The sequence below is a fragment of the Haematobacter sp. genome, from assembly GCF_032102465.1.
GTDB lineage: Bacteria > Pseudomonadota > Alphaproteobacteria > Rhodobacterales > Rhodobacteraceae > Haematobacter.
In genome coordinates this window covers 1-22,418 of the sequence record NZ_DAMDHB010000036.1, presented here as the reverse complement: position 1 = coordinate 22,418, position 22,418 = coordinate 1, and the positions used below count along the sequence as shown (strand labels likewise).

At 65.5% G+C, this 22,418-nt stretch carries 28 protein-coding genes and 1 tRNA gene; 18 read left to right on the top strand and 11 right to left on the bottom strand.

The genetic code is table 11. The features are described from left to right. Positions 1-15 precede the first annotated feature (15 nt). From RT513_RS17140 to RT513_RS17110, 7 genes are all read right to left on the bottom strand, one after another. A complete protein-coding gene (locus RT513_RS17140) occupies positions 16-609 on the bottom strand; it encodes a c-type cytochrome (RefSeq protein ID WP_290689998.1) in 594 nt (197 codons plus the stop codon). Positions 610-753: 144 nt separating this feature from the next. Further along, positions 754-1,590, bottom strand: a complete 837-nt coding sequence (locus RT513_RS17135; RefSeq protein ID WP_290689997.1) for an ABC transporter substrate-binding protein — start codon at positions 1,588-1,590, stop codon at positions 754-756. Further along, entirely contained in the window at positions 1,587-2,402 is an 816-nt protein-coding gene (locus RT513_RS17130; protein ID WP_290689995.1) for an ABC transporter permease, read from the bottom strand. The genes RT513_RS17135 and RT513_RS17130 overlap by 4 nt, the downstream gene beginning before the upstream one ends. A 1,246-nt stretch (positions 2,403-3,648) precedes the next feature. Continuing rightward, entirely contained in the window at positions 3,649-4,629 is a 981-nt protein-coding gene (locus RT513_RS17125; RefSeq protein ID WP_088215819.1) for an ABC transporter ATP-binding protein, read from the bottom strand. A gap of 14 nt (positions 4,630-4,643) precedes the next feature. Then, entirely contained in the window at positions 4,644-5,000 is a 357-nt protein-coding gene (arsC, locus tag RT513_RS17120; RefSeq protein ID WP_290689992.1) for an arsenate reductase (glutaredoxin), read from the bottom strand. Continuing rightward, positions 4,991-6,049 carry a quinone-dependent dihydroorotate dehydrogenase gene (locus RT513_RS17115; RefSeq protein WP_290689991.1) on the bottom strand — a complete coding sequence of 353 codons (1,059 nt, stop codon included), beginning with the start codon at positions 6,047-6,049 and terminating at the stop codon, positions 4,991-4,993. Before RT513_RS17115 ends, arsC begins: the two co-directional genes overlap by 10 nt. Continuing rightward, positions 6,046-6,384: a DUF952 domain-containing protein gene (locus RT513_RS17110; protein ID WP_035707778.1), complete on the bottom strand. Its 339-nt coding sequence runs from the start codon at positions 6,382-6,384 to the stop codon at positions 6,046-6,048. Before RT513_RS17110 ends, RT513_RS17115 begins: the two co-directional genes overlap by 4 nt. Positions 6,385-6,549: 165 nt before the next feature. Between RT513_RS17110 and RT513_RS17105 the strand changes: the two genes are divergently transcribed. Together RT513_RS17105 and RT513_RS17100 are read left to right on the top strand one after the other, a co-directional pair. Further along, on the top strand, positions 6,550-8,124 hold the full coding sequence (locus RT513_RS17105) for a bifunctional UDP-sugar hydrolase/5'-nucleotidase (RefSeq protein ID WP_290689990.1): 1,575 nt from the start codon (positions 6,550-6,552) through the stop codon (positions 8,122-8,124). 233 nt (positions 8,125-8,357) lie between these two features. Next, positions 8,358-8,431 (top strand) — tRNA-Gly (locus RT513_RS17100). A 275-nt stretch (positions 8,432-8,706) separates the two neighbouring features. Here the strand turns inward: RT513_RS17100 and RT513_RS17095 are convergent. Then, positions 8,707-9,450: a hypothetical protein gene (locus tag RT513_RS17095; protein WP_290689989.1), complete on the bottom strand. Its 744-nt coding sequence runs from the start codon at positions 9,448-9,450 to the stop codon at positions 8,707-8,709. A 395-nt stretch (positions 9,451-9,845) separates the two neighbouring features. On the opposite strand from RT513_RS17095, the gene RT513_RS17090 reads away from it, so the two are divergent. The 7 genes from RT513_RS17090 to RT513_RS17060 all read left to right on the top strand — a co-directional run bounded on the left by RT513_RS17090 (position 9,846) and on the right by RT513_RS17060 (position 14,538). After that, the gene (locus RT513_RS17090; protein WP_290689987.1) at positions 9,846-10,397 is read left to right on the top strand and encodes a manganese efflux pump MntP family protein; all 552 of its coding nucleotides are present in this window, start codon (positions 9,846-9,848) and stop codon (positions 10,395-10,397) included. A 301-nt stretch (positions 10,398-10,698) separates the two neighbouring features. Further along, on the top strand, positions 10,699-11,214 hold the full coding sequence (locus RT513_RS17085) for a hypothetical protein (RefSeq protein ID WP_290689986.1): 516 nt from the start codon (positions 10,699-10,701) through the stop codon (positions 11,212-11,214). Further along, positions 11,214-11,444 carry a hypothetical protein gene (locus RT513_RS17080; RefSeq protein WP_290689985.1) on the top strand — a complete coding sequence of 77 codons (231 nt, stop codon included), beginning with the start codon at positions 11,214-11,216 and terminating at the stop codon, positions 11,442-11,444. Before RT513_RS17085 ends, RT513_RS17080 begins: the two co-directional genes overlap by 1 nt. Beyond that, on the top strand, positions 11,441-11,647 hold the full coding sequence (locus tag RT513_RS17075) for a hypothetical protein (RefSeq protein WP_290689984.1): 207 nt from the start codon (positions 11,441-11,443) through the stop codon (positions 11,645-11,647). The genes RT513_RS17080 and RT513_RS17075 overlap by 4 nt, the downstream gene beginning before the upstream one ends. Before the next feature lie 391 nt (positions 11,648-12,038). Continuing rightward, on the top strand, positions 12,039-12,272 hold the full coding sequence (locus tag RT513_RS17070) for a hypothetical protein (protein ID WP_290689983.1): 234 nt from the start codon (positions 12,039-12,041) through the stop codon (positions 12,270-12,272). Between the two features lie 3 nt (positions 12,273-12,275). After that, the gene (locus RT513_RS17065) at positions 12,276-12,773 is read left to right on the top strand and encodes a terminase small subunit (protein WP_290689981.1); all 498 of its coding nucleotides are present in this window, start codon (positions 12,276-12,278) and stop codon (positions 12,771-12,773) included. Then, on the top strand, positions 12,760-14,538 hold the full coding sequence (locus tag RT513_RS17060; RefSeq protein WP_290689980.1) for a phage terminase large subunit family protein: 1,779 nt from the start codon (positions 12,760-12,762) through the stop codon (positions 14,536-14,538). The genes RT513_RS17065 and RT513_RS17060 overlap by 14 nt, the downstream gene beginning before the upstream one ends. 28 nt (positions 14,539-14,566) lie before the next feature. Here the strand turns inward: RT513_RS17060 and RT513_RS17055 are convergent, their stop codons facing one another. From RT513_RS17055 to RT513_RS17045, 3 genes are all read right to left on the bottom strand, one after another. Next, the gene (locus tag RT513_RS17055) at positions 14,567-14,932 is read right to left on the bottom strand and encodes a hypothetical protein (RefSeq protein WP_290689978.1); all 366 of its coding nucleotides are present in this window, start codon (positions 14,930-14,932) and stop codon (positions 14,567-14,569) included. Further along, positions 14,919-15,413, bottom strand: a complete 495-nt coding sequence (locus tag RT513_RS17050; protein ID WP_290689977.1) for an ImmA/IrrE family metallo-endopeptidase — start codon at positions 15,411-15,413, stop codon at positions 14,919-14,921. Before RT513_RS17050 ends, RT513_RS17055 begins: the two co-directional genes overlap by 14 nt. A gap of 148 nt (positions 15,414-15,561) precedes the next feature. Next, entirely contained in the window at positions 15,562-15,873 is a 312-nt protein-coding gene (locus tag RT513_RS17045; protein ID WP_290689976.1) for an Arc family DNA-binding protein, read from the bottom strand. 82 nt (positions 15,874-15,955) lie between these two features. On the opposite strand from RT513_RS17045, the gene RT513_RS17040 reads away from it, so the two are divergent. The 9 genes from RT513_RS17040 (at position 15,956) to RT513_RS17000 (ending at position 22,358) form a co-directional block, all read left to right on the top strand. Then, on the top strand, positions 15,956-16,105 hold the full coding sequence (locus RT513_RS17040; protein ID WP_290689975.1) for an Arc family DNA-binding protein: 150 nt from the start codon (positions 15,956-15,958) through the stop codon (positions 16,103-16,105). Between the two features lie 22 nt (positions 16,106-16,127). Next, a complete protein-coding gene (locus tag RT513_RS17035) occupies positions 16,128-16,505 on the top strand; it encodes a hypothetical protein (protein ID WP_290689974.1) in 378 nt (125 codons plus the stop codon). A gap of 112 nt (positions 16,506-16,617) precedes the next feature. Beyond that, the gene (locus RT513_RS17030; protein WP_290689972.1) at positions 16,618-17,208 is read left to right on the top strand and encodes a hypothetical protein; all 591 of its coding nucleotides are present in this window, start codon (positions 16,618-16,620) and stop codon (positions 17,206-17,208) included. Between the two features lies 1 nt (position 17,209). Continuing rightward, entirely contained in the window at positions 17,210-18,526 is a 1,317-nt protein-coding gene (locus RT513_RS17025) for a phage portal protein (protein WP_290689971.1), read from the top strand. Further along, a complete protein-coding gene (locus RT513_RS17020) occupies positions 18,523-20,289 on the top strand; it encodes a prohead protease/major capsid protein fusion protein (RefSeq protein WP_290689970.1) in 1,767 nt (588 codons plus the stop codon). The genes RT513_RS17025 and RT513_RS17020 overlap by 4 nt, the downstream gene beginning before the upstream one ends. After that, positions 20,289-20,504, top strand: a complete 216-nt coding sequence (locus tag RT513_RS17015; RefSeq protein WP_290689968.1) for a phage head-tail joining protein — start codon at positions 20,289-20,291, stop codon at positions 20,502-20,504. The genes RT513_RS17020 and RT513_RS17015 overlap by 1 nt, the downstream gene beginning before the upstream one ends. Before the next feature lie 170 nt (positions 20,505-20,674). Next, entirely contained in the window at positions 20,675-21,007 is a 333-nt protein-coding gene (locus RT513_RS17010) for a DUF2190 family protein (protein ID WP_290689966.1), read from the top strand. Positions 21,008-21,019: 12 nt separating this feature from the next. Next, positions 21,020-21,205, top strand: coding sequence for a hypothetical protein (locus RT513_RS17005; RefSeq protein ID WP_290689965.1), 186 nt, complete (start codon positions 21,020-21,022; stop codon positions 21,203-21,205). Between the two features lie 46 nt (positions 21,206-21,251). Continuing rightward, positions 21,252-22,358: a tyrosine-type recombinase/integrase gene (locus tag RT513_RS17000; protein WP_290689964.1), complete on the top strand. Its 1,107-nt coding sequence runs from the start codon at positions 21,252-21,254 to the stop codon at positions 22,356-22,358. Positions 22,359-22,418: the final 60 nt, after the last annotated feature.

Here is a 22,418-nt window from a genome sequence, read left to right as displayed (position 1 = left end):
TCGCGGCCCCGCGCTTCACTCGACGGTCGGGAGCTTCTTGCCCCAGGTGAAGGCCTGCGGAATGCTGCTGGCGGCGGCGGTGGTCTGCATGGTGTCCACGGCTGGGCCGCCCGGAAGCGGCTTGCCCCAGGTGAAGGCCTGCGGGACGTTCGTGTCCCCCGCCATATCCGGAGCCGCAGCGCCCCCGCCGACCGGACCGGCCGCGGTTTCCGCCGTCAGGCTGATGGCGGCGAGCTTCTCTTCATCCTCCACCAGAGGATCGGGGCCGGGCTGGGCGCCGTTGAACGCCATGATGTAGGCGATGATGTCGAGATAGGTCGCCGTCCCGAGCTGACCGGGCGCGGAGGGCGGCATGGCGACGGAAATGAAATCGTAAAGCCCGCCGGGTGTATCCCAGTTGGCCATCACGTCCGGCCCGACGAGGCCGGGGGCCTCCGGGCCTTCGAGCTGCATTCCGTGACACTGGGCGCAGTTCGCATTGTAGGCGGTCTTGCCCGCCTCTGCCTGTTCCGCCGTGAACCCGCCGGCAAGGCCGGGCAGGGCGGAAGACAGAGTTGCGACTGCTGCCAGCATCCCGGGGATTGCGGATCGTTTTGTGAAGAAGATCACGGCTACCCTCCCTCCTGAAGATGCGCGAGCGCCGGCGACTGGGGTGTCGTAACGGCAGGTGGCGCGACAATCTGTCCCATACCTTAGTAGGAGGTGCAATATCATGCAGCAGAGAAATGGAAAAAAGCCAATTATACTGGCATATTACATATGCGAAGCCGCCCCTGCTTCGGCGGTCAGGCCGTAGCGGTTCCGAAGGGTCGCGATTTCCTCCCGTCCCGCCGCATCCGAAAGCGCGGCAGTCAGGGCGCGCTTCAACGTCACATCCCCCTTCCAGGTTTCAAAGGCCAGCGGCACTGGCGCGAGGGCGGGGTCGTCCGGCCAGACAGCGGTGAAACCCGGTAGGGCACCTTCTTGCCCGGACAGCGCGAAATTCTCGCCGACCGCGGCCGCCGCACGCCCCTCCAGCAGCGCCGTGCGGAGCGCCGCGCCATCCGCCACCAGCAGGGGCCGGTAGCCCTCGGCCCGCATCCATGCGGAAAGCGCCAGCCGGTCAAGCCCGCTCGCCCCCGGCAGGACCGCGAGGGTGCTGCCTGATGGCGGAAGGGCACCCGCGGGCAGCAGCAGGAGCCAGCCGATCCGCTCCCCGGTCGGGAGAAGCTGCAGGAAACCGCGCGCGGTCGGCGTATCCGCGATGCCGCCGCCGATCATGTCGCATTGGGCGCGCGTCAGGTTCCAGTTCCGCGGGTTGAAGTCACGCCCGATGGTCGGCACGACGTTCACCGCAAGGCGCAGACCCACGCGATCCGCGAGAATGCGGGCAAGCTCAACGTCGTAACCGGGCCGATCCGGCTCTCCCGTCACCAGCGGCGGATAGGCGGGGGGGACGCAGAGTTTCAACACGCCTGCCGCCCGGCGCTCGGCAAGGGAATTGTCCTGCGGAAGCAGGCCGGCAAGGGCGAGGATCACCACCACGATGCCGAGATTCCTAATCGCCGGTCCCCAGCGGCCCCGGAGCGGAGAGGCGGGCGGCGCGTTCATGCCTTGCGGAAGTCGATCACGGCGAGGAGGAAGAACACCGCCGCCATGCCGAAGATCACCAGCGGCCCCGTCGTGGGGGCGAACTGGTAGAAGCCGATCAGCACGCCCCGAAGCGCATCGACCGCATAGGTGATCGGGTTCGCGCGGACCAGCGTCACCAGCCATTCGGGATAGGTCGCCACCGTCTGTGTGCGGGTGAGCGAGGGATCCAGCGGAAAGACCGAGGAGGAGGTGAAATAGAGCGGCAGGATGATGGTGTTGGAGAACACGCCGAACCCCTCGAAGCTGCGCACCCGCTGGGCCAGAAGCACGCCGAAGGAGGTCAGCCCGAAGGCCAGCACGAACATCAGCCCGATTGCCGTGAGCGACTGCCCGACCGTCAGCGTCACATCGGCAAACCGCGCGAGGATCAGCACCAGCGTGCCATGCACTGTCGCCACCGTCGCCCCGCCCAGCACCTTGCCCAGCAGGATCAGCCATCGTGGCATGGGAGAGACGAGCACCTCCCGCAGGAAACCGAACTCCCTGTCCCAGATCACCGAAACGGCGAACTGGATGGACGTGTACATGATGTTCAGCACGATGACGGCGGGGAACAGGAACTGCAGGTAGGTGAAGGGGATGACCGTACGCACCTCTCCATAGACCTCTCCGCGGAAGTAGGGGTTCAGCCCGATGCCGAGGATGAGCAGCCAGATCAGCGGTCGGCTCACGCCGCCCACCATCTGTCCCCGGTCACGGGTGGCGCGCAGCACCTCCCGCAGCCAGACGCCATATAGGCCTCGCAGAAGGCCGGGGAGAGCGCTGGTCATGAGGCGCTCCTTTGCGACTTGGAAGGGGGTGGGGGCGCGCCATCGGCCGTGACCCACCGGCTGGCGGAGGAGGTCCGGGAACGTGGCCCGCATGATGAGCGGGATGTGCCCGACGCGCCCCTTCGGAGTGGCCCGGGTAGGGCCTGCGGTGGGGGCGACAGGAGTGGCCCCTGCCCGCAGGCGGAGTGTACCGCGCTTGGCAGAGCGGCGAACTGTGGGCTTGTGGCGCCGGGCGCCCCGCGGACCGGTTCCAGGCGCTGAGACCGGAAGCAGCGGGAGGGGCCGGGTATCGGGTTGTGGTGCCGCTTCTTGCGCTCGGACATGACGGCTGCCGGTGTCGGGCCATTGGCGAGGAACGGCGGCCAGCCCGGCAGGGCTATGGGCGGCCGGACGGTTCCTTGCGCTGCAACGGGCGCGACGATCTGTGAGCGAGAGGAGCAGGCAGTGCCCGCCCATGCCGGAATGAGCCGAGCGACGCGGGGTTGGACGAGGGCGCAGCAGCTGGAAAAAGCGCAGCGGCTGGAGGAAGGCTGGGCAGGGATGAGCCGAAGGGTGATGGGCCGGAGGGCGGGCTTGAGGGTGGCGGGCCACAGGGGGACGGGCGGCAGTGAGATGGGCCGGAGAGGGGCGGGCCGGACAGCCTCCGCGCCGCTGGGATCGCCGACTGTCGTGGGATCGTCGGCGGTGCAGACCGTTTCCAGTCCGGATGTGCTTCGGCAGTTCTGCCGGCAGGTCGGTTGGACGCGTGACGGCCTGTGCGTCCGGCCTCTGCCCAAGGGTTTGCCGCAGGGGAGCGGGTGTAGCGCTCGGCGCGCCGGCCGTGGACCCATGGCGGGCCGGATTGAGTGCCCCAGCCTCCTGAAGGTCAGCGATGCGGTCCCATGCCGCTGCGGAACCTTGCGGCAGACCGCTTGTCCGTCCCGCCATGCCCGGATCGGGAGCAGGGGCCGAAGGCGCCGCCCCTCAACCCTTGCCGACGGCAGGGGGAACCGGGCGTTCGCGTTTTGCGGTCGATGCCGTGCTGTCGGCCCCCGCAGCAGCGGGGAAGAGCTGCAGTCCGGCGGCGTTGGACCTGCCCGCAGAGACCCGGCCCGCAGAGACCCGGTCCGCAGACACCCGGTCCGCGGATGCAGTGAACCGGGGTTCAGGCACAATCCGTTCGCACAGGGCCTGCGCAAACCTCGACCGGGCAAACCGCGCCCGGCTCCCTCCCGACGATCCGGCCCTGTCATGACGGCCGGAGACATCATCGCCGCCCGCCCTTGCGTCCGGCTTCGCGCTCCGCCGCGCGTGCGCCCTCCCCGCGATCGCGAAGCTCGCGGCCTGTGAGGGAGAGGAACACGCTTTCCAGTGTCGGCTCCTCGAAGCGCACCTCCGTCAGCCGGTTGCCGAAGGCGGCGAGGAACGCCTCGACCGTCGCGGCGTCAGGAGCGGGGATCGCGAGGTGCAGGGGCGCCACTTCCATCGCCGCAGGATAGGCGCGCCGGATGGCCGAGGCAGTTTCCGCCTCCCGCGCGATGACGCGGAGCCACCGCTGGCCATATCCGGCCTTCAGGCTTTCGGGGCTGCCTTCGGCGAGGATGCGGCCATTGTCGATGATGCAGACGAGGTCCGCGCTCTCCACTTCCTCGATGTAATGGGTGGTGGTCAGCACCGTCAGCCCCCGCTCGCGCCTGAGCCCGTCCAGATAGCGCCAGATGCGCACGCGGGTCTGGGCATCAAGGCCAACGGTCGGCTCGTCGAGGAACAGGATGCGTGGATGATGCATGAGGGCGCGGGCTATCTCCAGCCGCCGCCGCATCCCGCCGGAGAAGTTGCGCACGACCGTTTCCTGCCAGTCGGTGAGTTCGACAAGCGCCAGCACTTCCGCCATTGCGGCGTGCCGCACACGGCGGGCCATGCCATGCGCGAGCCCGTGGAAATCGAGATTCTCCGCCGCCGTCAGCCGGTCGTCGAGGCTCGAATCCTGAAACACCACCCCGATGCCGCGCCGCGCGCGCAAGGGTTCGCGCGCCACGTCGGCACCCGCCACCAGTGCGGTTCCGCTGTCGGGCCGGAGCAATGTGCAGAGGATGTTGAGGAGCGTGGTCTTGCCCGCGCCGTTCGGGCCAAGCAGCGCGAAACTCGCGCCAGCAGGCACGGAGAGGCTGACATCCTCCAGCGCCCTGGTGCCCCCGAAAGCATGCGAGAGATGTTCGACTTGGATGGCAGGCGGTGTTTCCGGCATGACGGCCCCTCCCCTCAGGGAGTGAGGACATCCAGCACGGCTTCCGCCGGCCGGCCAAGGACGGCGCGGGTCTCGGAAAAGACGATGGGGCGTTCGATGAGAATGGGATGCGCCACCATCGCGGCGATCAGGGCATCGTCGTCACTCGTCTCCGTCAGCCCGGCGTCGCTCCGCGCGCCTTCCTTCCAGCGGAGGATGTCGCGGGGCGCGCGGTCGAGAAGCGAGAGCGCGGCGCGGAGTTCGGCCTCGCTCGGCGGTTCGTTCAGATAGTCCCGCACCACGGGCACCACGCCGTGTTCCTCCAGCAGCGCGAGCGCCCGGCGCGATGTGCCGCAACGCGGATTGTGCCAGATCGAGATGGTCACAGCCACCGCTCCCTCCCGGTTCCGACGGCCTCCGCCACAGTGGCGAAGCCATCGCGGAGAAGCCGGTCCTCGATGCCGCGGACGAGGTCTCCCACCAGCGACAGTCCTCCGAAGACGAGGCCGGTGTAAAGCTGAACCGCGCTCGCTCCGGCCAGAATCTTCTCATAGGCCTGATCGGGAGTGGAAATGCCGCCGACGCCGATCAGCGGCAGCCGCCCCTCCGTCGCCCGTGACAGGCGGGCCAGAACCCGGGTGGACCGCTCGAACAGCGGGGCGCCGGAGAGGCCCCCCGCCTCTCCCCGCGCCGCGCCGCCAAGCCCATCGCGGGAGAGGGTCGTGTTGGTGGCGATCACCCCGTCGATACCGGAGGCGAGCGCGACGGCGCCGATTTCGGCGATTTCGTCATCGGTGAGATCGGGGGCGATCTTAAGGAATACCGGCACCCGCCGCGACAGCCCGTCCCGCACCTCCAGCACACCCGCGAGCAGCGATTCCAGCGCCGCGCGGCCCTGAAGGTCACGAAGCTTCTCGGTGTTGGGAGAGGAAACGTTGACCGTGGCGAAGTCGATCCATCCGCCCGTGGCGGCCAGCACTTCCGCAAAGTCCTGTGCACGGTTGGCGCTGTCCTTGTTCGCGCCGAGGTTCAGCCCGATCACCCCCCGCTCCGGCCGGGCGGCCAGCCGGGCCGCGATGGCGGCGGCACCTTCGTTGTTGAAGCCGAAGCGGTTGATGACGGCGCGGTCCTCCGGCAACCTGAACAGCCGGGGGCGGGGGTTGCCGGGCTGCGGGCGGGGCGTCGCCGCGCCGACCTCGATGAAGCCGAAGCCCGCGCGGCTCAGCGGTTCGAGCGCGGTCGCGTTCTTGTCGAACCCGGCAGCAAGGCCCACGGGGTTGGGCAGGTCGATCCCGGCAAGGCTCGTGCGGAGCCGGGGCGAGGTGATCTCCCCCGGCAGGGCGACCAGCCCCGTGCGGAGGGCCATCAGCGACAGGCCATGCGCCCGCTCCGGGTCCAGCCGGGTGAGCAGGCCAAGGCCAAGGGACTCGTACCGGTTCACAGAACCCCCTCCGGGAAGATATGCCCCGTGGCCCCGAGCGGCAGGGACTTGTCCCAGACCACATCCGACAGCCGGAGCGGCCGGTAGAGATGCGGAAAAAGCGCGCCCCCCCGTGACGGCTCCCATTTCAGGTCCGCCCCCAGAGGCTCCACGGAGACGGCGACCAGCACCAGATCGCTTTCCTCCGCGAAATGGCGGGCGGCTGTCTCTCCCACCTGTGTGGGCGTGGAAAAATGGATGAAGCCGTCCGCCACATCCACGGGCGCGCCGTGGGTGACACCTGCGGCGCGGAACGCATCCCATTCGGGGCGTCGGAAAATCTTCAGGATCAGCATGGCCGGGTGATGCCCTCACTCCGCCATCCGGTCAAGGAGAACGTGTGCCCGACGGGCGTGGCTGCGCGCGCCGGGGGCGCATCGGGATGGGTCCTCGGGCGCGAGAAGCTTTGACAGAGCCGCCGCCGCTCCGCAGACTGTGAGCATCCGCACAGGGAGAACCGCATGTTGGTCCGTCTTCTCGCCACGGCAGGGGTGCTCGCCCTCAGCGCCGGGGCCGCTTCTGCCGAATACACGCTCACCATTCTGCATATCAACGACTTCCATGCCCGGTTCGAGCCGATCAACGGGTCCGATTCGACCTGCGGGGAAAAGGATGCGGCGGAGAACAAGTGTTTCGGCGGCATCGCCCGTCTGGTCACGGCGATAACGGATGCGCGGTCCCGGACCGCCAACTCGCTGCTGATCGATGCGGGTGACCAGTTTCAGGGCAGCCTGTTCTACAACCACTACAAGGGCAAGGTCTCGGCCGAGTTCATGAATGCGCTCGGCTTCGAGGCGATGGCGGTGGGCAACCACGAGTTCGACGACGGCCCCCCGGAGCTTGTGCACTTCCTGGACGAGATTCGATTTCCGATGGTCATGGCCAATGCCGACCTGAGCCGGGAGCCGCTGCTGAAGGGCCGTATCGCCAAATCGGTGGTGGTGGAGAAGGAGGGCGAGAAGATCGGGATCATCGGCCTCACCCCGCGCGACAACCCGGAACTGGCCAGCCCCGGGCCCAACATCATCTTCACGCCGCCCGCCGATGCAGTGCAGGCGGAAGTGGACACGCTCACCGCGGCAGGCGTGAACAAGATCATCGTGCTTAGCCATTCCGGCTATGAGGTGGACAAGCAGATCGCGGCAGAGACCGCCGGCGTGGACGTGATCGTGGGCGGCCACAGCCATACGCTGCTTTCCAGCACCGACCCTGCCGCCGCCGGACCCTATCCGACGATGGTGAACGGCGTGCCGATCGTCACGGCCTATGCCTATGGCAAGTATCTCGGGGAGCTGACGGTCACGTTTGACGATGCGGGCAAGGTGATCTCCGCCTCCGGTGCGCCGCTTCTGCTGGATGCCGCGGTGGCGGAGGATGCGCCTGCGCAACAGCGGCTGGCCGAGCTTGCCGTTCCGCTGGAGGAGCTGAAGGCCCGTGTCGTGGCAGCGAGCGAGGCGCCGATCGACGGTTCCCGCGATCACTGCCGTCAGCGGGAATGCGAGATGGGCACCCTCATCGCCGATGCGCAGCTCGACCGGGTGAAGGATCAGGGCATCACCATCAGCCTCGTCAACGGCGGCGGTGTGCGCGCCTCCATCGACGCGGGCGATGTGACGATGGGTGAGGTGCTGACCGTGCTGCCCTTCCAGAACACGCTCGCCACGTTCCAGACCACGGGGGCCACTGTCGTTGCCGCGCTGGAGAACGGCGTGAGCCAGCTCGATCAGGGGGCCGGGCGCTTCCTGCAAGTCGCCGGGCTGAAATATGCGTTCGATCCTGCGCAACCGGCGGGCAGCCGCGTAAGTGACGTGCAGGTGCGGAACGGCGAGGGCTGGACCGCGATAGACCCTGCGGCCAGCTATGGTGTCGTGGTCAACAACTACGTCCGCAGCGGCGGCGACGGTTTCGCCATGTTCACGCACGATGTCGCGAATGCCTATGATTTCGGGCCTGATCTGGCGGATGTGCTGGCGGAGTATCTGGCGAAGGAGGGGCCGTACAAGCCTTACACCGATGGGCGCATCACGCGGAAATAGACGTGATCGTGGGCAGGTCGCAGCGGTTGCCTGAGTGCAGTTCAGCCCCGGTGCGAAGGCGCCTTCTGTTCGCATCGGGTGGCCCGGGCGTGCCGTTCTCCGCGGCGACGGCCATGGCGGCCGATGAAGCCCGCCCATGGGGTCACCCCTGTCCACGGTCGGTTTTCTGGGGAGAATGCCGGACTTCACCCTTGAGCACCCCGCTGCCGGATGCTATCTCTCGCCCCGCGCTCGCGGGTATGGTGTAGTGGTAGCGCCTCAGCCTTCCAAGCTGATGGGGCGGGTTCGATTCCCGCTACCCGCTCCAATTCGCCTCCGGGCCATGGCGTATTTCCCAATGAATACCGTCGCTTGGGTCTCCTCCCGATGCAGATTTAAGCACGCGGGGGTCCACGCGTTGAAGCACACGGGGGTCCACGCGCCGAAACTGGCTGCTCTTCTCGGTTCGACGTGCGAGCTGGGGCCGCACCGGCCGCTTCGGAATTCCTGCTCAGATGCGGGCAGGTGTGGCGCCTGGCATCCCGTCTGCACTGGTCATTGTTCAGTGCCGCTTTGAAGATGTTTCATTTGCAGGATGGCGGCTTAATGCTCCGCCTCATCCTGACGCGGCGGAAGAAATTCCTCCTGCGCCCGGTTTGGCAGATATTTCGCCTGCCAGTCCGCAAGACGCGTGACGAAATCCGCCTTGACCCGACGTATGTCCGGCTGTCCCGTTCTGATCGAACAGGAGAAGGTGATCGCTGCGAAGGCAAGCCGTTGGGCCAGTTCTTCGCTACAACTCCGCAGCACTCCGTAGTCTGAAAAAGGACCTATGCGGGTTTCCCCTTCGGGAGAGATCAGGTGGAAACCGCCGGGGTTGGCATGCGCGGCTTGCTGGCAGAGCAGGTCATAGGCCTGCGCGCGCTTCTTCTTGGTGTAGCCCGCAAGCTTATCCAGGCGGTCCCGCACTGCGCCGGGGCTGAAACGGTTCCTGCGTTCCTTGTCCGGGAGAGAAAGCCACGCATCCAGACTGCCGGGTTCTCTAGTGAACAGGAGAAGCAGGGACTGCACCTCAAACAGATCCCGAGCCATTGTCATGGCGGGCTGAAAATAACCGCAGCGGAGCAATCGCAGCGCTGACGCCCCGCTGTTGAAGCAGCGTATGCCAAGACGAAGCAGAGCGGTTTCATTGGCATCCCGTTCCGCATGCAGCGCAGGTATCTGCGACAGCAGGTCCAGCGAAGCATTGATGATCCCCAGGTGCTGCGACAGGTCCGGGTCGCTGGCGAGCATCCTGTCATGTTCGGCCACGATCACCCGCTCATCGACCAGAAACAGGTTTGTCATGCCATTCTCCGGTTTGTCCGGCGAAATATGCGGCTGCGGGCGTGGCGCAGCAAGCAGCGGGCTGGCAGTGCCCCAGCAGTGCATTGTTGCCGGTGGCAGTGTTGTGCAAGGATCGGACAATCGGGAATCCGCGAGCAGAAACAACGGGCTTGGCCGAAGTCATGTTGTGCGAATGAGACGCATTCATAATATCATGTTTTTGCTTGACTATTTATTGTTCAACGGTATTTTCCCCGCCATCGGGGAGTAGCGACTGCCGGTTTCCGGCAGGGGCGCGTCAACAGGCTCGCGGGGGATCCGCGTGGCGCGTCCAGCCCAGCGGGCCTTGCAAGACCGTGGCGTGGGACTCTGCGGGCGGGGTCTGTCCATCGCCCGGCTGGCCCAGGAGAGTTCCCATGTCCCCGATGACCATCGGTCTGCTTGCTGTTTCCATGTCCGTGGATGCGTTTATCGCCTCATTGGGCAAAGGTGCAGCGGAACGGCGGCCCAGCTTCGGCCACGCGCTTCGCACCGGTGCGATCTTCGGCACCGTGGAGGCGATTACACCGATCCTCGGCTGGGCGTTGGGCATCGCGGCCAGTCAGTATGTGGAGGCGGTGGATCATTGGATCGCTTTCGCACTGTTGGGCGCGGTCGGTGTCCATATGGCGCTTCAGGCCTTCTCGCCGGAGGAGCGATCGGCAGGCACGTCGGGATGGGCGGTCATCGCGACGGCCATAGGCACCTCCATCGACGCCATGGCGGTAGGGGTCTCGCTCGCCTTTCTGCAGGTGAACATCCTGGTCGTAGCGCTCTGCATCGGTCTTGCGACTATGGTGATGAGTTCCACGGGGATCCTCGCGGGACGGTTCCTGGGCCGCCGCTTCGGGCGGGTGATGGAAGTCGCCGGGGGGCTGGCGCTGATCGGGTTGGGGAGCGTCATCCTGTTTGAACATCTCACCGTCTGACCACGTAGTCGATCGGATGTCGCGGGTCGGAGGGTTTCGCGGAAGCAGCCCGACCTGCCGCACGCAGGCGTAAGCCTGCGGGCCGCGCCAATCGACAGTCATCTGTGGTCGGGGCGACGCCCTTTGCCCGCGCTGTTCCGCTGGAACCTCTGCTTCCGGTCAGGTCGGACCGCCGGAGGCGCTGCCCGAGAGGTGGGCGGAGGTTCAAATCCGAACTTTCATCTGGAAACCCAAGACCCGCGGGCGTGATCTCGGCTGAACCGAAGGCCATACTTGCCGAACCGCGCCACGAGACAATTCCGTGACGCAAAAAGGTAAATTTGCCTGGAACTTGCAAAGGAAAATTGGCGCACCCGAAGAGATTCGAACTCCTGACCCCCAGATTCGTAGGCTGACCCATAGCATTGATTGCAAAGGGAAAAGATCGCAACTGACGGCTGAACGCTCCTTTTCAAAACAAGCGGTTATCGGCGAGGTGCAAACCGATAAACGGCCGCTGGAAATGAAAAACCCCGGTGCGCTGGCGGGCGCGACCGGGGCCGATAACAAAGCTGCTGAGCTTCGACCGAAAGCCTACAAGAAGCCGAATCGCAGTGCAATGGCTCGCTATGCGCAGGACCGCCACAAGCGCGCAGCGCGCACCCTTGGCTATGCGCTGACCGCCGATGCCCCGGATGTCTGGGGCCAAGCGTCGGCCATCTTCTCCGCTCGCCTCACCCGGCTTGAACTGGCCGCGCTCGCCTTCGCGGCGCTCCGTGCGCTGGACGGGGAAGCCCGCGAGATGGTGTTCGAAGCGGCCTATTGGGGGAACGCGTGATGCAGACCCGGCCGCTTGAGGAGATCGCTTTCTACTGGGGGCAGGTGCTCCGTGCCGCTCCCGAGGGCTTCGAGCGCAACTTCGCCCGCTCGATTGCCCGCCAGCTCAAACGCCCGAGTTGGACGCCTTCGCCGAAGCAGGAACGCATCATGAACCGCATGGTCGCCGACCTCTTCGAGCCGAAAGCCGAGTTCAGCCTGATCGAAGATGAGCGGGGTCTGCGCGCATGAGCCGGAGCGCAGACCCGAAGCCCGTTCCCATCGCTGGCGGCAAGCCTTGCCCCAAGTGCGGCAAGGCCATGCAGCGCTACGAGCATTCGGCGGACTGGCGTCCGCGGGGTGGTCGCAACTTCTATCGCTTCTGGGATCGCTGCGGCCTGTGCTCCCGCATCCAACACTACGGCAAGGCCAAGGTGATCGTTCAGGAGACCTGAGGAAAAACGTGACCCCGCGCATGGGTTTACGCGGGGCCGGATCAGCGGACGGCAGCTCTTGCGGGGCGAACGGTGGCGCTGATCGGGAAAGCCTACCACGGGGAGGGGTCACAGGCAAAGGGCAGTCCGAAAGGTGGAAGCCCGACCCCCGGCGCAGCGTTCAAGCGTCGCAAGTAGCCACCGACGATCTGGCGGGAACGCACGACCAGATCGGCCCAATGCGACGGCCCGGCTCCACGCCGACAGGCAAGATCGTGGCGGGATAGGGACCGACCTCGGCGCGTTGCCGGGGAAGGTCGTCCTATGCCCGCCGCTCAGACCCTCTCCATCCGACAGGGGCTGAGAACAAGAAGAGAAGAGCAACGTTCGAACGTAGAGATAGGCGAACCAGATGAACGCGCTTCAGCAGCAAGGCACATGGCAGGCTCTCGGCGATCTGGCTGACCGACTGCGCCGCCTGTGCCCCGACCACCGCGATCCCGAACGCTTCCACATCGAGAAGTCGGAGATCGAGCACGCCCTTCGCAGCATTGCCCGCACCCATCATGGGTCCTCCCGGCAGGGATCGTATGCGGGTGGCAAAGGCGCGACAATTCAATCTGTGCAAGCGAAATCAAGGGGATAAAGAATGCGCATCGTGCAGGAGCTTCCGGGTCTCGGGGATCGGCCGGTGCATCGCATTGGGGGTTCGGACCTGTGCGACCTCTGGGGGATCACGCCCGGCGCGCTGACCGGCCTGGTCAAACGCGAGATCGCGATCCGCCTCGGCCACGACGCCTACGACCTGGTAGAATCGACGCGCCGCTATCTTGAGCATCTGCGCGGGACCGCCAGCGGCCGGGGTGGGGAGGAGCAGATCCTGAACCTCACCGGCGAACGCGCCCGGCTCGCCCGTGAGCAGGCGGATGCCCAGGCGCTGAAGAACGCGGCGCTGCGTGGTGAACTGGTGAAGGCCGACGAGGTGGAGCGCGCCTGGGCGGATGTGCTGCGCAAGGTCCGGTCCCGTGTGCTGGCCGTGCCGTCGCGCCTGCGCCAGTCTCTCGGCCATCTGACGGCGGCAGACGTCGATGCGCTCGACCGCGAACTTCGCACCGCCCTTGAGGAGCTCGGCCATGCCGACGATTGAAGCCGTCACCGTCCGCGCGCTCCGCGCCCTGATCCCGCCGCCGCGTCTGCGCCTGTCCGACTGGATCGAGCGGGAGATCGTGCTGCCGGATGGCGTCTCCGCCCAACCCGGCCCGGTGCGCCTGTGGCAGTTCCAGCGCGAGATTGCAGATGCCATCGGGGATCCGCTCATCGAGCGGGTGACACTGGTCAAGCCGGTGCGCGTCGGCTTCACGACGCTCCTGACCTCGGCCGTCGCCTCCTTTGTCGCCAATGAACCCGCGCCGATCCTGTGCCTGCTGCCCGCCGAGGCGGACTGCCGGGACTACGTGGTCTCGGACATCGAGCCGATCTTCTCGGCCTCTCCGGCGCTAGCCGAAGCGCTGTCGGACGAAGCGGACGAATCGGGCCGCAACACGCTCCTGTCGCGCCGCTTTCCCGGCGGCTCGCTCAAGGTTGTGGCAGCCAAGGCCCCCCGGAACCTGCGCCGCCACAACGTGCGCCTGCTGTTCATCGACGAGGCGGACGGCATGGAGCCCACGGCCGAGGGCTCGCCGATCCTGCTGGCCGAACGCCGCACGCTGTCCTTCCCGGATCGCAAGATCGTCCTCGGCTCGACCCCGGTGCATGAGGAGACGAGCCACGTCCTGCGCGCCTATGCCCAGTCGGATGCCCGCGTCTACGAGGTGCCGTGCCCGGAATGCGGCACGCTGTCGGAGATCGTCTGGGAGCACATCGTCTGGGACGACGGCGCAGCGGAAACCGCCCGCTGGCGCTGCCCACATTGCACGGCGGAGGTGGAGGAGCGGCACAAGCCCGCGATGGTGGAGAACGGGCGCTGGCGTGCCACCCGGCCGGAGGTGAAGGGGCATGCCGGGTTCCGCATGAACGCGCTCATCTCGCTGCATGCCAATGCCGCCTGGGGGAAGCTCGCGGCCGAATTCCTCGCGGCGAAGTCCGATCCCGTCACCTTGCAGACCTTCGTCAACACCATCCTCGGCCAGGGCTGGCGCAGCGACGGCGACGAACTGGCCGAATCCGAACTGATGGCCCGCGCCGAACCCTTCAGCCTGGACGCGGTGCCGGCGGAGGTGCTGGCGCTGACCGCCGGGGTGGACGTGCAGCACGACCGACTGGAATGCAGCTTCCTTGGCTGGACGGAGAACGGCTCCGCGCTTGTGCTCGGCCACAAGGTCATCTGGGGCGCTTTCGATGCGGAGGAGACATGGGCGGAACTCGACGGGCTTCTCCGCGCCCGGTATCCGCATGCCCTGGGCGGACGCATTGGCCTTGATGCCGTGGCCATCGATGCGGGCGACGGGGCGTCGATGCACCATGTCACGGCCTTCGCCTCGCCCCGGATGCGGGCGCGGGTGCTGGCGATCAAGGGCGCGGCTGGCAACCGTCCGGTAATCGAGCGGGCAGGGTCGAACACGAAGACCGGAGCGCGGCTATGGATCGTGGGCGTCGATACCGTGAAGGGGCAACTCTTCGCCCGCATCGCCCAGGCAGGTAGTTTCCGGTTCTCCGACAGCCTGCCCGCCGTCTGGTATGAGCAGCTTGCCTCGGAGCGGAGCCTTGTGCGTTACAGCCGGGGCCAGCCAGTCCGCAGCTTCCAGCGCATCCCCGGCCGGAGGGCCGAGGCGCTGGATTGCGTGGTCTATGCCGTGGCGGCGCGCGGTATCCTCAATCCGGACTGGGATCAGCGGAGAGCCGATCTGGCAGTTGAGGCGGGACCGGCGAAGAAGGCGGGGCCGGTGCTGCAATCGGGTTGGATGCGGAGATAGCAATCTTGTTGCCCGTGAGGCTGGAAGATCATCCTTTTCGGCCGAAGATAAACCCCAGAGCAGTTCCGGAAATAGTGAAGGTTGTCTTCGACCAATCGAACCAAAACTGGCGGTCGTCGGGGTGCCACGCCGCCAACGCCATACAAGCGCCTGTCATGACGAAACCCAGAAGAAGGGTGATCGCTGCGATGATGACAGGTGCCGTATCCTTTCCGCCAAATACTTTCGCGAACCAGCCTAGCTCCGCTATGGCTTCCTTATGCCGATTTTGCTCCCTAAGAAGCTCCACCTGCAACGCTCTTCCTTCAGAAAGAACTTCGTTTAGGTCGGGGTCGCTGCTTTCAAGATTGGTGGCATTTTTCTTCGCCGCCTCTCGAACATTAGCCGTACTCAAATGACATCCGGTTCTTGATCACAGGCAGCGAGACCGCAAACAAGCGCGAAAGATCGGCAGGCCGCACATCGCCCATGTACCTTCCAAGCATATGGCGCGGTACGAGCAGATTTGCAGCAAATGCATTTGCTTCTTTTTCGTGCGTATCGTTGCGGTCGTTAAGGCTATCATCGCGCCACAACAACTTGTAGTCGTTCGACTTGGCCCAATCACGGTGCAAAAGGGCGTGCCCCAATTCATGGGCGATGGTGAAGGTTTGCCGGAGTGGGAATTCTTCACTATTCACATAGATAGCGTTTTCTTCCGGATCATAGAACCCGGACACTCCACTATACTCACCAGAAAACTGTACGAAGCGAACCCCGATGCCTTCGGAATGGGCAATCATGATGGGATCGATCGGAGGATTGTCGATCTCATACTTGTGGAGAAGCCCCTTCGCCGTCTTCTTGACGAGGGAGTAGTTCGGAGCAGAGCTCATTGCAAACCTCCATCATCTGAGCATAAGCAAAGCAGATATAGCACATCGTCTCGCCTTTGGAAGAACCCTATCACGCTGATCCTTTCCGCAATCCTACGCCGGGGCCCGCTGCGGCTGGGAATGAATTAGATACCGGCAGATCCGAACGTCACCGGCGCAGCAGAATTTCCCCATCGTCACCTATCGAAACCGACATCGTGCTCCCAGACGCCCGGAGAAAATCTTGCAGGAGCCCCAGTAGCTTGGCCTGAGAGCCACTATCAGCCTTACGATAGCGCTCCAGGAACTCGTCAAGAAGTAGGTGGTCAAAAGGCGCCGCAGGATAGACGCTCTCCAGCGCCTTCACGATTTCTGCATTCATGCTGCGGTTGCTGCTCGCAGCCGCAACCTCAATTCTCTGTTTGAGATCAAGAGGTAAGCGAAGCTTGAACTGTGGGTCTGTCTGGGTGGGTTGAGCCATTTCGCGACTATGGACCAAAAAGGTTCTTGACGGAATGGGACCTATATGGTCCTCATGGACCTAACAGGTTCATGAGGTGTTTATGCGGACTATCCAGTTCAAGCTGAATTTGCCGAGCGACGTGAAGACGTGGCTTGAGCGTCAAGCAGAGATCAACGGCAGTTCGCAAAATTCCGAAGTGATCCGCGCGATCCGTGCAGCCATGGCGCGTGACGCCCTTTCACAAGCGTAGCTCTAATCTCAAGGAATCCACCATGAGCAACCGCATTTCTGCGGCCGATGCCTCTTTGCCTTCGCGCCGTGACGTCCTGATCGGCTTGGCCGCCGCCCCCATGGCCGCGCTGCCGCTGTCAGCGCAACCCACTGATCCACACCAGGCATGGCTCGAAGAGTGGCGCACGACCGAAGAGGCTTGGGCTGACGCTGGCGAGGACACACCGGAAGCCGACGCGGTGTGGGCGCGGCGCACGGAACTTGGTGAACTTCTCGCAACCACGCCAGCCACCTCACTTGCCGGTGCCGCTGCTCAACTGTCGTGGGTGATGGAGGATGCACCGGGGCAGTGGGGTTATGTCGGGCACTCCGAAGCCGTCGGTTCGGCCAACGCGCTTCTTCAGCGGCTCATGAACTGACGACGCACGGCGCGCGGACTGGGATTAAAGTGATAGTCCATCATGACACTATTGACGACGCACTGCGCGTGAATAATAATGCCACCAAATACTGGCATTTAGGACGCGCACCATGAACCCGACCACCACCGTTCGCCTTGCCGCTGCCGCCACGATACTGGGGCGCGGGAAGCATTTCGTCCGGCTGACGATCAATGAAGGCAATGCGCCTTACGAAGAGGATAGCTTCGGAGGGGCCAAGCAGCGCCGGTTCACCACCTATCACCTGCTCGCCGAAGTCTGCGCGGAGATCCTCTGCAAACAGGGGTTCACGGTGCCCGAGGCGGGTGGCTTCGTGCGGGGACAGGCGGGCGTGCTCCGGGGCTTCATCGAAGCGCTCGAGTCGAGCGCGGAGCCGCAAGCGCGGTTCGTCATCGCCGCGAAGGTCGCCGTCGAGGATCGCAATGGCGTGCGCGCCGAGGAAGTCCATTACGGCCATACCGGCAGCGCGGGCGAGATCGAAGCGCTCTTCGGCGCGCTCCTTGAAGCGACGGGTCGGGAAACCAACGGCAAGCGGCAGATCGGCGGTCCGGTCATCGCCGTGGCGTCCGTGGGAGAGGCGCATCGCCTCCTCTGTGCGCGGGCCGAAGCGGTGGGCTACGTGATCCGGGGCAATGAGATCATTGCCGGAGAAACGGTCGAGCAGGCGGACGAAGAGGCCTGACATGCCCGCTCCGTTTGGCATTTTCTCTCGTATCTTCGGCTCGTCTTCCACCCGATCCGGTATCGAGGCGGCGGCGGGCGGTCGGCGGTGGAAGGGCGTGGCCCGCCTCGGCACGCCGCAACAGGCGGCACTGGCGGCGCGCAAGCCGTCGAAGGATCGGGCGAACGGGCTCTATCTCAACACGCCGATGGCGGCGCGGGGGGTGGAAACCTGGACGGCGGAGCTGGTCGGCAAGGGCTGGCAGGCGCAATCGCAGCATCCCGACCGCACCATTGCACGGCGTCTCAATGCCGAATTCGAAGACCTGATCGCGCCACTCCTGCCGATGATCGCCCGCGCCGTCGTGCGTGACGGCGAGGCCTTCATCCGCCTCATGCTGGACGATGGCGGTCTCCGCCTGGTCGTGCTGCCGGCCGATCAGATCGACCCGGAGCTGCACCGCGACCATGGCGGGGGGGCGCGGGTCGTGGCCGGGGTGGAATTCGATGCGGCGGATCGTGTCGTCGCCTATCACGTCCTGCGCGATGCGCCCGATGCGCCCTTCGCCCGGTTCACCGATACGGTGCGCGTGCCGGAACATGACATGCTGCATGTCTTCGATGCGCTGTTTCCCGGCCAGGTACGCGGCTTGAGTTGGCTGGTGCCGGTAGCGGTCAAGATCGGCGACCATGACGCGGCGAATGATGCCCTGCTGATGAAGCTCAAGGTCGAAGCCCTGCTGACCGGCTTCATCCGGGATACGAGCGGCGGCACCGGCGGCTTCAAGGATGGCGAGTCGGATTGGGGCGATGTGAGCCTTGAGCCGGGGGCGATGCGCATTCTGCCCCCCGGCGCGGATGTCACCTTTACCAAGCCCGAGGCGGGCTCCGGCCAGTCGGAGTTCCTGCGCGCACAGCAACGCGAGATCGCGGCCGGTCTCGGCCTGACCTATGAGCAACTGACCGGCGATCTGTCAGGGGCGAACTATTCCTCTGCCCGCGTCGGCCTCCTTGAGTTTCGCCGCCGCGCCGAAATGCTGCAACGCCTGCTGATCGAGGGCCAGTTCCTCCGGCCGCTCTGGAAGCGCTGGATCGCGGTCAAGGCGCTCGCGGGTGAGATCGCCGCCGCCGAGATCGAGGAGCACCAGGCGGTGCGCTTCGTCGCTCCGGGCTGGCAATGGGTGGATCCGGCCAAGGAAGTTGCGGCCGACGTGCGCGCCATCGAGGCGGGGCTCAAGTCCCGTGCCGAAGTCGTCGCAGGCCGGGGCAGGGACATCGCCGAACTGGACGAGGAGATCGCCGCCGATCTCCGCCAAACTCCCATGGGGCCGCAAGCATGACGATCCATCTTCGCAATCTGACACCCCGTCCGGTGACGGTGGACCGCGAAGCCCGCACGGTCGAGGCCATCGCCTCCACCTATGCCGACGTGCGGCGGGCAGCCTTCATCGAGCGCATCGGCCGGGAGGGCGCGGACCTCTCCCGCCTCATCGGCGCGCCTGTGCTGGACGGGCACCGCTCGCAGACCACCCGGGACCAGCTTGGCGTGATCGAGGCGGCCGACTTGCGCCCCGAGGGGCTTTGGGTCCGCATCCGCTTTCGCAGCAATGACGCGGCGCAGGCGGTCTTCAACGACATTGCCGACGGCACGATCCGGGGCCTGTCCGTCGGCTTCACCGTCTCCCGCTGGATCGAACGGCAGGAGAACGGCCAACGCGTGCGCATCGCCGCCGCCTGGACGCCGCTTGAGGTGAGCGTCGTCCCGATCCCGGCCGATCCGGGTGCAACCTTCAGGAACATGGACATGGAACAAGAGACCATCGAACAGCCGCAGCCCGGCCAGCAGCAGACGAACCCCGGCGTCGGTGAGAACCGGGCCGAGATCAACCGGGAAATCCGCTCCCTCGCGCAGACGGCGCATCTGCCCCGCGACTGGGCGGACGAGCAGATCGACGCGGGCGTGACGGTCGAGGAGGCGCGCCGCGCCGCCTTCGAGGCGATGCAGACCCGCTCGCAGGAGACCCGCACGACCGCGACGCGGGCCACGATCACCATGGATCACGATGCTCCGGAAACCCGTGCCGAACGGGCCGGGGAGGCGCTCTACGCGCGCCTGTATCCCGACCACACCCTGTCGGCACCGGCCCGCGCCTTTGCCGGTATGACGCTGCCCGAGATGATGCGCGACAGCTTCCGGCGACGCGGTATCTCGACCTCCGGCATGGGCGATGCCGCCGTGATCCAGCGCGCGATGACAGAAAGCGATTTGCCGCTTCTCCTCGGCAACACGCTGAACCGTGCGCTGCGCCGCGAATACGAGGCCGCGCCGTCCGCCATTCACCAGGTCGCGCGCAAGACGACCGCGCCGGACTTCCGCCCCAAGGAAACCGTTTGGGTCGGCGATGTGGGCAAGATCCAGCACGTCGGCGAGTCGGGCGAATACAAGGGCATGACGCTGCGCGAGACCAAGGAAAGCTACAGTGTCGACAGCTACGGCGGTTTCATTGGCGTATCAGAACACATGATAGTCAATGACACCCTGGGCGGTCTCAACCGCATCGCTCCGGGTGCCGCCGCCTCCTGCCGGAGCTTCGAGGCGGAGCAGCTGATCGCCAAGGTGACGAGCAACCCGACGCTGCTTGAGGATGGGGTTGCGGTGTTCGATGCCGCCTCGCACAAGAACGCCCATCCGGCCAGCACGATCAAGGCGGACCTGTCCGCTTCGCGCCTCGCCCTGCGCAAGCAGACCTCGCCCGGCGGCACGATCCTCGCGCTCCAGCCGAAGTATGTCCTCGCTCCGGCCGAGTTGGAGACTGACTTCCAGCAGGCCCTCTCGGAGATCGCGGCGACGAAGACCGACGACGTGAACCCGTTCCAGAACCTGCAACTGCTGATCGAACCGCGTCTGACCTCGGCCACGCAATGGTATCTGCTGGCCGATCCGGCGCAGATCGACGGGCTGGAATACGCTTATCTCGAAGGCATGGAAGGCCCGCAGATCATCACCGATCGGCCGTTCTTCCAGGACGGCTTCATGTGGAAGGTGAAGCTCAAGTTCGGCTGCGGCTGGCTGGACTACCGCGGCTGGCAGCGGGTCGGCTGATGGCGGTCTCGGTCGAGGAACTGGAAGGCCTGCGCGACGAACTGATCCGCGCGCGGGCCAGCGGCCTGCGGTCGGTCGAGTACGAGGGCAAGCGCATCACCTACCAGGACGATGCCCAGATGGCCGGGGCGCTTGCGGACCTCGAAACCCGCATCCGCCGCGCTTCCACCCGCCCCTCCGGGGTCGTGACCTTCGCGACCTCGAAAGGGTTCTGAACAGGCTGAGACGCCTGGTGCTCCTTGGCATGGGGGCTCCGCTGTCTCCCGTTGCTCGGCGAGTGGGCAAACCCCGAGACAGCGCGGCCGCTCACTTGCCGTAGTGGCGTGGCGCTGCATCGAACACCGGACGGCCCGCGCGCCGTTCCCCGCAACAGAAAGGTTAAGCCATGAAAAACTTCGTCGCTCCGGGTTATACCGTGCCCCTCATCGCAACCGCCGCCATCAAGTCGGGCGACGGCATTCTGTCCGGCGCGCTCTTCGGCGTGGCGCATGGCGATGCCGCCGTGGGCGAGAAAGCCGAACTCGCCACCACCGGCGTCTTCGACCTGCCCAAGACGGCCGGGCAGGCGTGGACGCAGCATGCCAAGGTCTATTGGAACAACACCGCCAAGGCCTGCACCACGACCGCCAGCGGCAACACCCTGATCGGCGTAGCCTACGATGCCGCCACCGCAGGCCTCACCACCGGCCGCGTCCGCCTCAACGGCGCCGTGGCTTAAGAGGCGAGTACAATGGCGTCGTTCAGCAGTCCCGCAGTCAAGAAAGCGATCAAGGTGGCCCAGGACATGGGACTACCCGTTTCCGGCTTCGAGCTGCTGAGCGACGGCACGATTCGAATTCTGACCTCGCAGGAGCAGCGCAATCCGGCGGATGCTGCGCTCGATCAATGGATGAAGTCGCAGCATGGCAAAGATTAAGCTGCCCCGGATCAACAAGGCGACCAAGCGTCTCGCGTCGGGTGAGGTGCGGACCTACTACTATCATCGCGACACCGGGACGCCCTTGCCGGGTAAACCGGGAGATCGCGAGTTCATCGCTGCCTATGCGGAGGCCGAAAAGATCACGCCGAAAGATGTGGGCAACATCGCGGCGCTGATCCGATCCTACATCGAGAGCCGGAAGTTCCAGTACACCAAGCGGCAGCGCCCGCGAGCGGAGAGCACTAAGCGGGAGTATCTTCGGATGCTCACAATACTCGAAGCCAAGTTCGGCAAGATGCCGATCAAGGCGTTGGAAAGCCCGCGCGTGAATGGCGTGCTGATCGCCTACCATGAAGAGATCGCCGAAGACCGCCCGCGCGAGGCCGACAATCGGATGACGGTCCTGTCTGCCGTCTTTTCGGAAGCGATGCGGCGGGGCACCATCCGCCGCAACCCGCTGGAGCGCTTCGAACGCGCCTACAGCTCTGACCGCTCCGAAATCATCTGGTCAGAAGCCGACATTCGCAAGTTCATGACCGGCGCGCCGGTGGAGCTGCAGCGCGCACTCATCCTCGCGATCCACACCGGGCAGCGTTACGGCGACCTGATCCGGCTGCGTTGGTCTGATTATGACGGCGAGACCATCAGTCTGAAGCAATCCAAGACCAAGGAGCCGGTGCGCGTCCATTGCTCAGAGGCGCTGCGGCTGATGCTCGATTCGGCTCCGAAGGTTGGCCCTTTCATCCTCACGCGGGAAGACGGACGTCCGTGGTTCACCGAGGGCAGCGACAAGGAACTGAGCAAGCGGTGGCGCGTGCGGATGGCCGAGGCGGGGTTCTATGCCAAGCCTTTCGAGGAACTAAGCAAGGCGAAGAAGGCGGAGCAACTGCACTTCAACGACCTTCGCGGGACCGCTGTGACGCTGCTGGCAGCCGCTGGCGTGGCTATCCCGCAAATCTGTGCGGTGACGGGTCACACACTACAGTCGGCCACCCGCATTCTGGAAAAGTACATGGCCCGAACGGCCGCCATGTCGAAAGCCGCGATCCTGGCATTCGAGAACAGTCCGGCAACGGCTTTTGCAAACCGTCTGCAAACCGGATCGAACCCCCTCCCGGAACGGAAGAAGAAAACGAAGGGAAATCAGTAGGATGATTGGCGCACCCGAAGAGATTCGAACTCCTGACCCCCAGATTCGTAGTCTGGTGCT

Coding starts and splice junctions, on each gene's coding strand:
- RT513_RS17090 (WP_290689987.1), top strand. CDS start 9,846: ATGTCCCCGATGACCATCGGTCTGCTTGCTGTTTCCATGTCCGTGGAT.
- RT513_RS17030 (WP_290689972.1), top strand. CDS start 16,618: ATGAACCCGACCACCACCGTTCGCCTTGCCGCTGCCGCCACGATACTG.
- RT513_RS17130 (WP_290689995.1), bottom strand. CDS start 2,402: ATGACCAGCGCTCTCCCCGGCCTTCTGCGAGGCCTATATGGCGTCTGG.
- RT513_RS17005 (WP_290689965.1), top strand. CDS start 21,020: ATGGCGTCGTTCAGCAGTCCCGCAGTCAAGAAAGCGATCAAGGTGGCC.
- RT513_RS17080 (WP_290689985.1), top strand. CDS start 11,214: ATGCAGACCCGGCCGCTTGAGGAGATCGCTTTCTACTGGGGGCAGGTG.
- RT513_RS17035 (WP_290689974.1), top strand. CDS start 16,128: ATGAGCAACCGCATTTCTGCGGCCGATGCCTCTTTGCCTTCGCGCCGT.
- RT513_RS17105 (WP_290689990.1), top strand. CDS start 6,550: ATGTTGGTCCGTCTTCTCGCCACGGCAGGGGTGCTCGCCCTCAGCGCC.
- RT513_RS17095 (WP_290689989.1), bottom strand. CDS start 9,450: ATGACAAACCTGTTTCTGGTCGATGAGCGGGTGATCGTGGCCGAACAT.
- RT513_RS17050 (WP_290689977.1), bottom strand. CDS start 15,413: ATGAGCTCTGCTCCGAACTACTCCCTCGTCAAGAAGACGGCGAAGGGG.
- RT513_RS17060 (WP_290689980.1), top strand. CDS start 12,760: ATGCCGACGATTGAAGCCGTCACCGTCCGCGCGCTCCGCGCCCTGATC.
- RT513_RS17075 (WP_290689984.1), top strand. CDS start 11,441: ATGAGCCGGAGCGCAGACCCGAAGCCCGTTCCCATCGCTGGCGGCAAG.
- RT513_RS17135 (WP_290689997.1), bottom strand. CDS start 1,590: ATGAACGCGCCGCCCGCCTCTCCGCTCCGGGGCCGCTGGGGACCGGCG.
- RT513_RS17070 (WP_290689983.1), top strand. CDS start 12,039: ATGAACGCGCTTCAGCAGCAAGGCACATGGCAGGCTCTCGGCGATCTG.
- RT513_RS17065 (WP_290689981.1), top strand. CDS start 12,276: ATGCGCATCGTGCAGGAGCTTCCGGGTCTCGGGGATCGGCCGGTGCAT.
- RT513_RS17025 (WP_290689971.1), top strand. CDS start 17,210: ATGCCCGCTCCGTTTGGCATTTTCTCTCGTATCTTCGGCTCGTCTTCC.
- RT513_RS17020 (WP_290689970.1), top strand. CDS start 18,523: ATGACGATCCATCTTCGCAATCTGACACCCCGTCCGGTGACGGTGGAC.
- RT513_RS17010 (WP_290689966.1), top strand. CDS start 20,675: ATGAAAAACTTCGTCGCTCCGGGTTATACCGTGCCCCTCATCGCAACC.
- RT513_RS17045 (WP_290689976.1), bottom strand. CDS start 15,873: ATGGCTCAACCCACCCAGACAGACCCACAGTTCAAGCTTCGCTTACCT.
- RT513_RS17015 (WP_290689968.1), top strand. CDS start 20,289: ATGGCGGTCTCGGTCGAGGAACTGGAAGGCCTGCGCGACGAACTGATC.
- RT513_RS17110 (WP_035707778.1), bottom strand. CDS start 6,384: ATGCTGATCCTGAAGATTTTCCGACGCCCCGAATGGGATGCGTTCCGC.
- RT513_RS17125 (WP_088215819.1), bottom strand. CDS start 4,629: ATGCCGGAAACACCGCCTGCCATCCAAGTCGAACATCTCTCGCATGCT.
- RT513_RS17040 (WP_290689975.1), top strand. CDS start 15,956: ATGCGGACTATCCAGTTCAAGCTGAATTTGCCGAGCGACGTGAAGACG.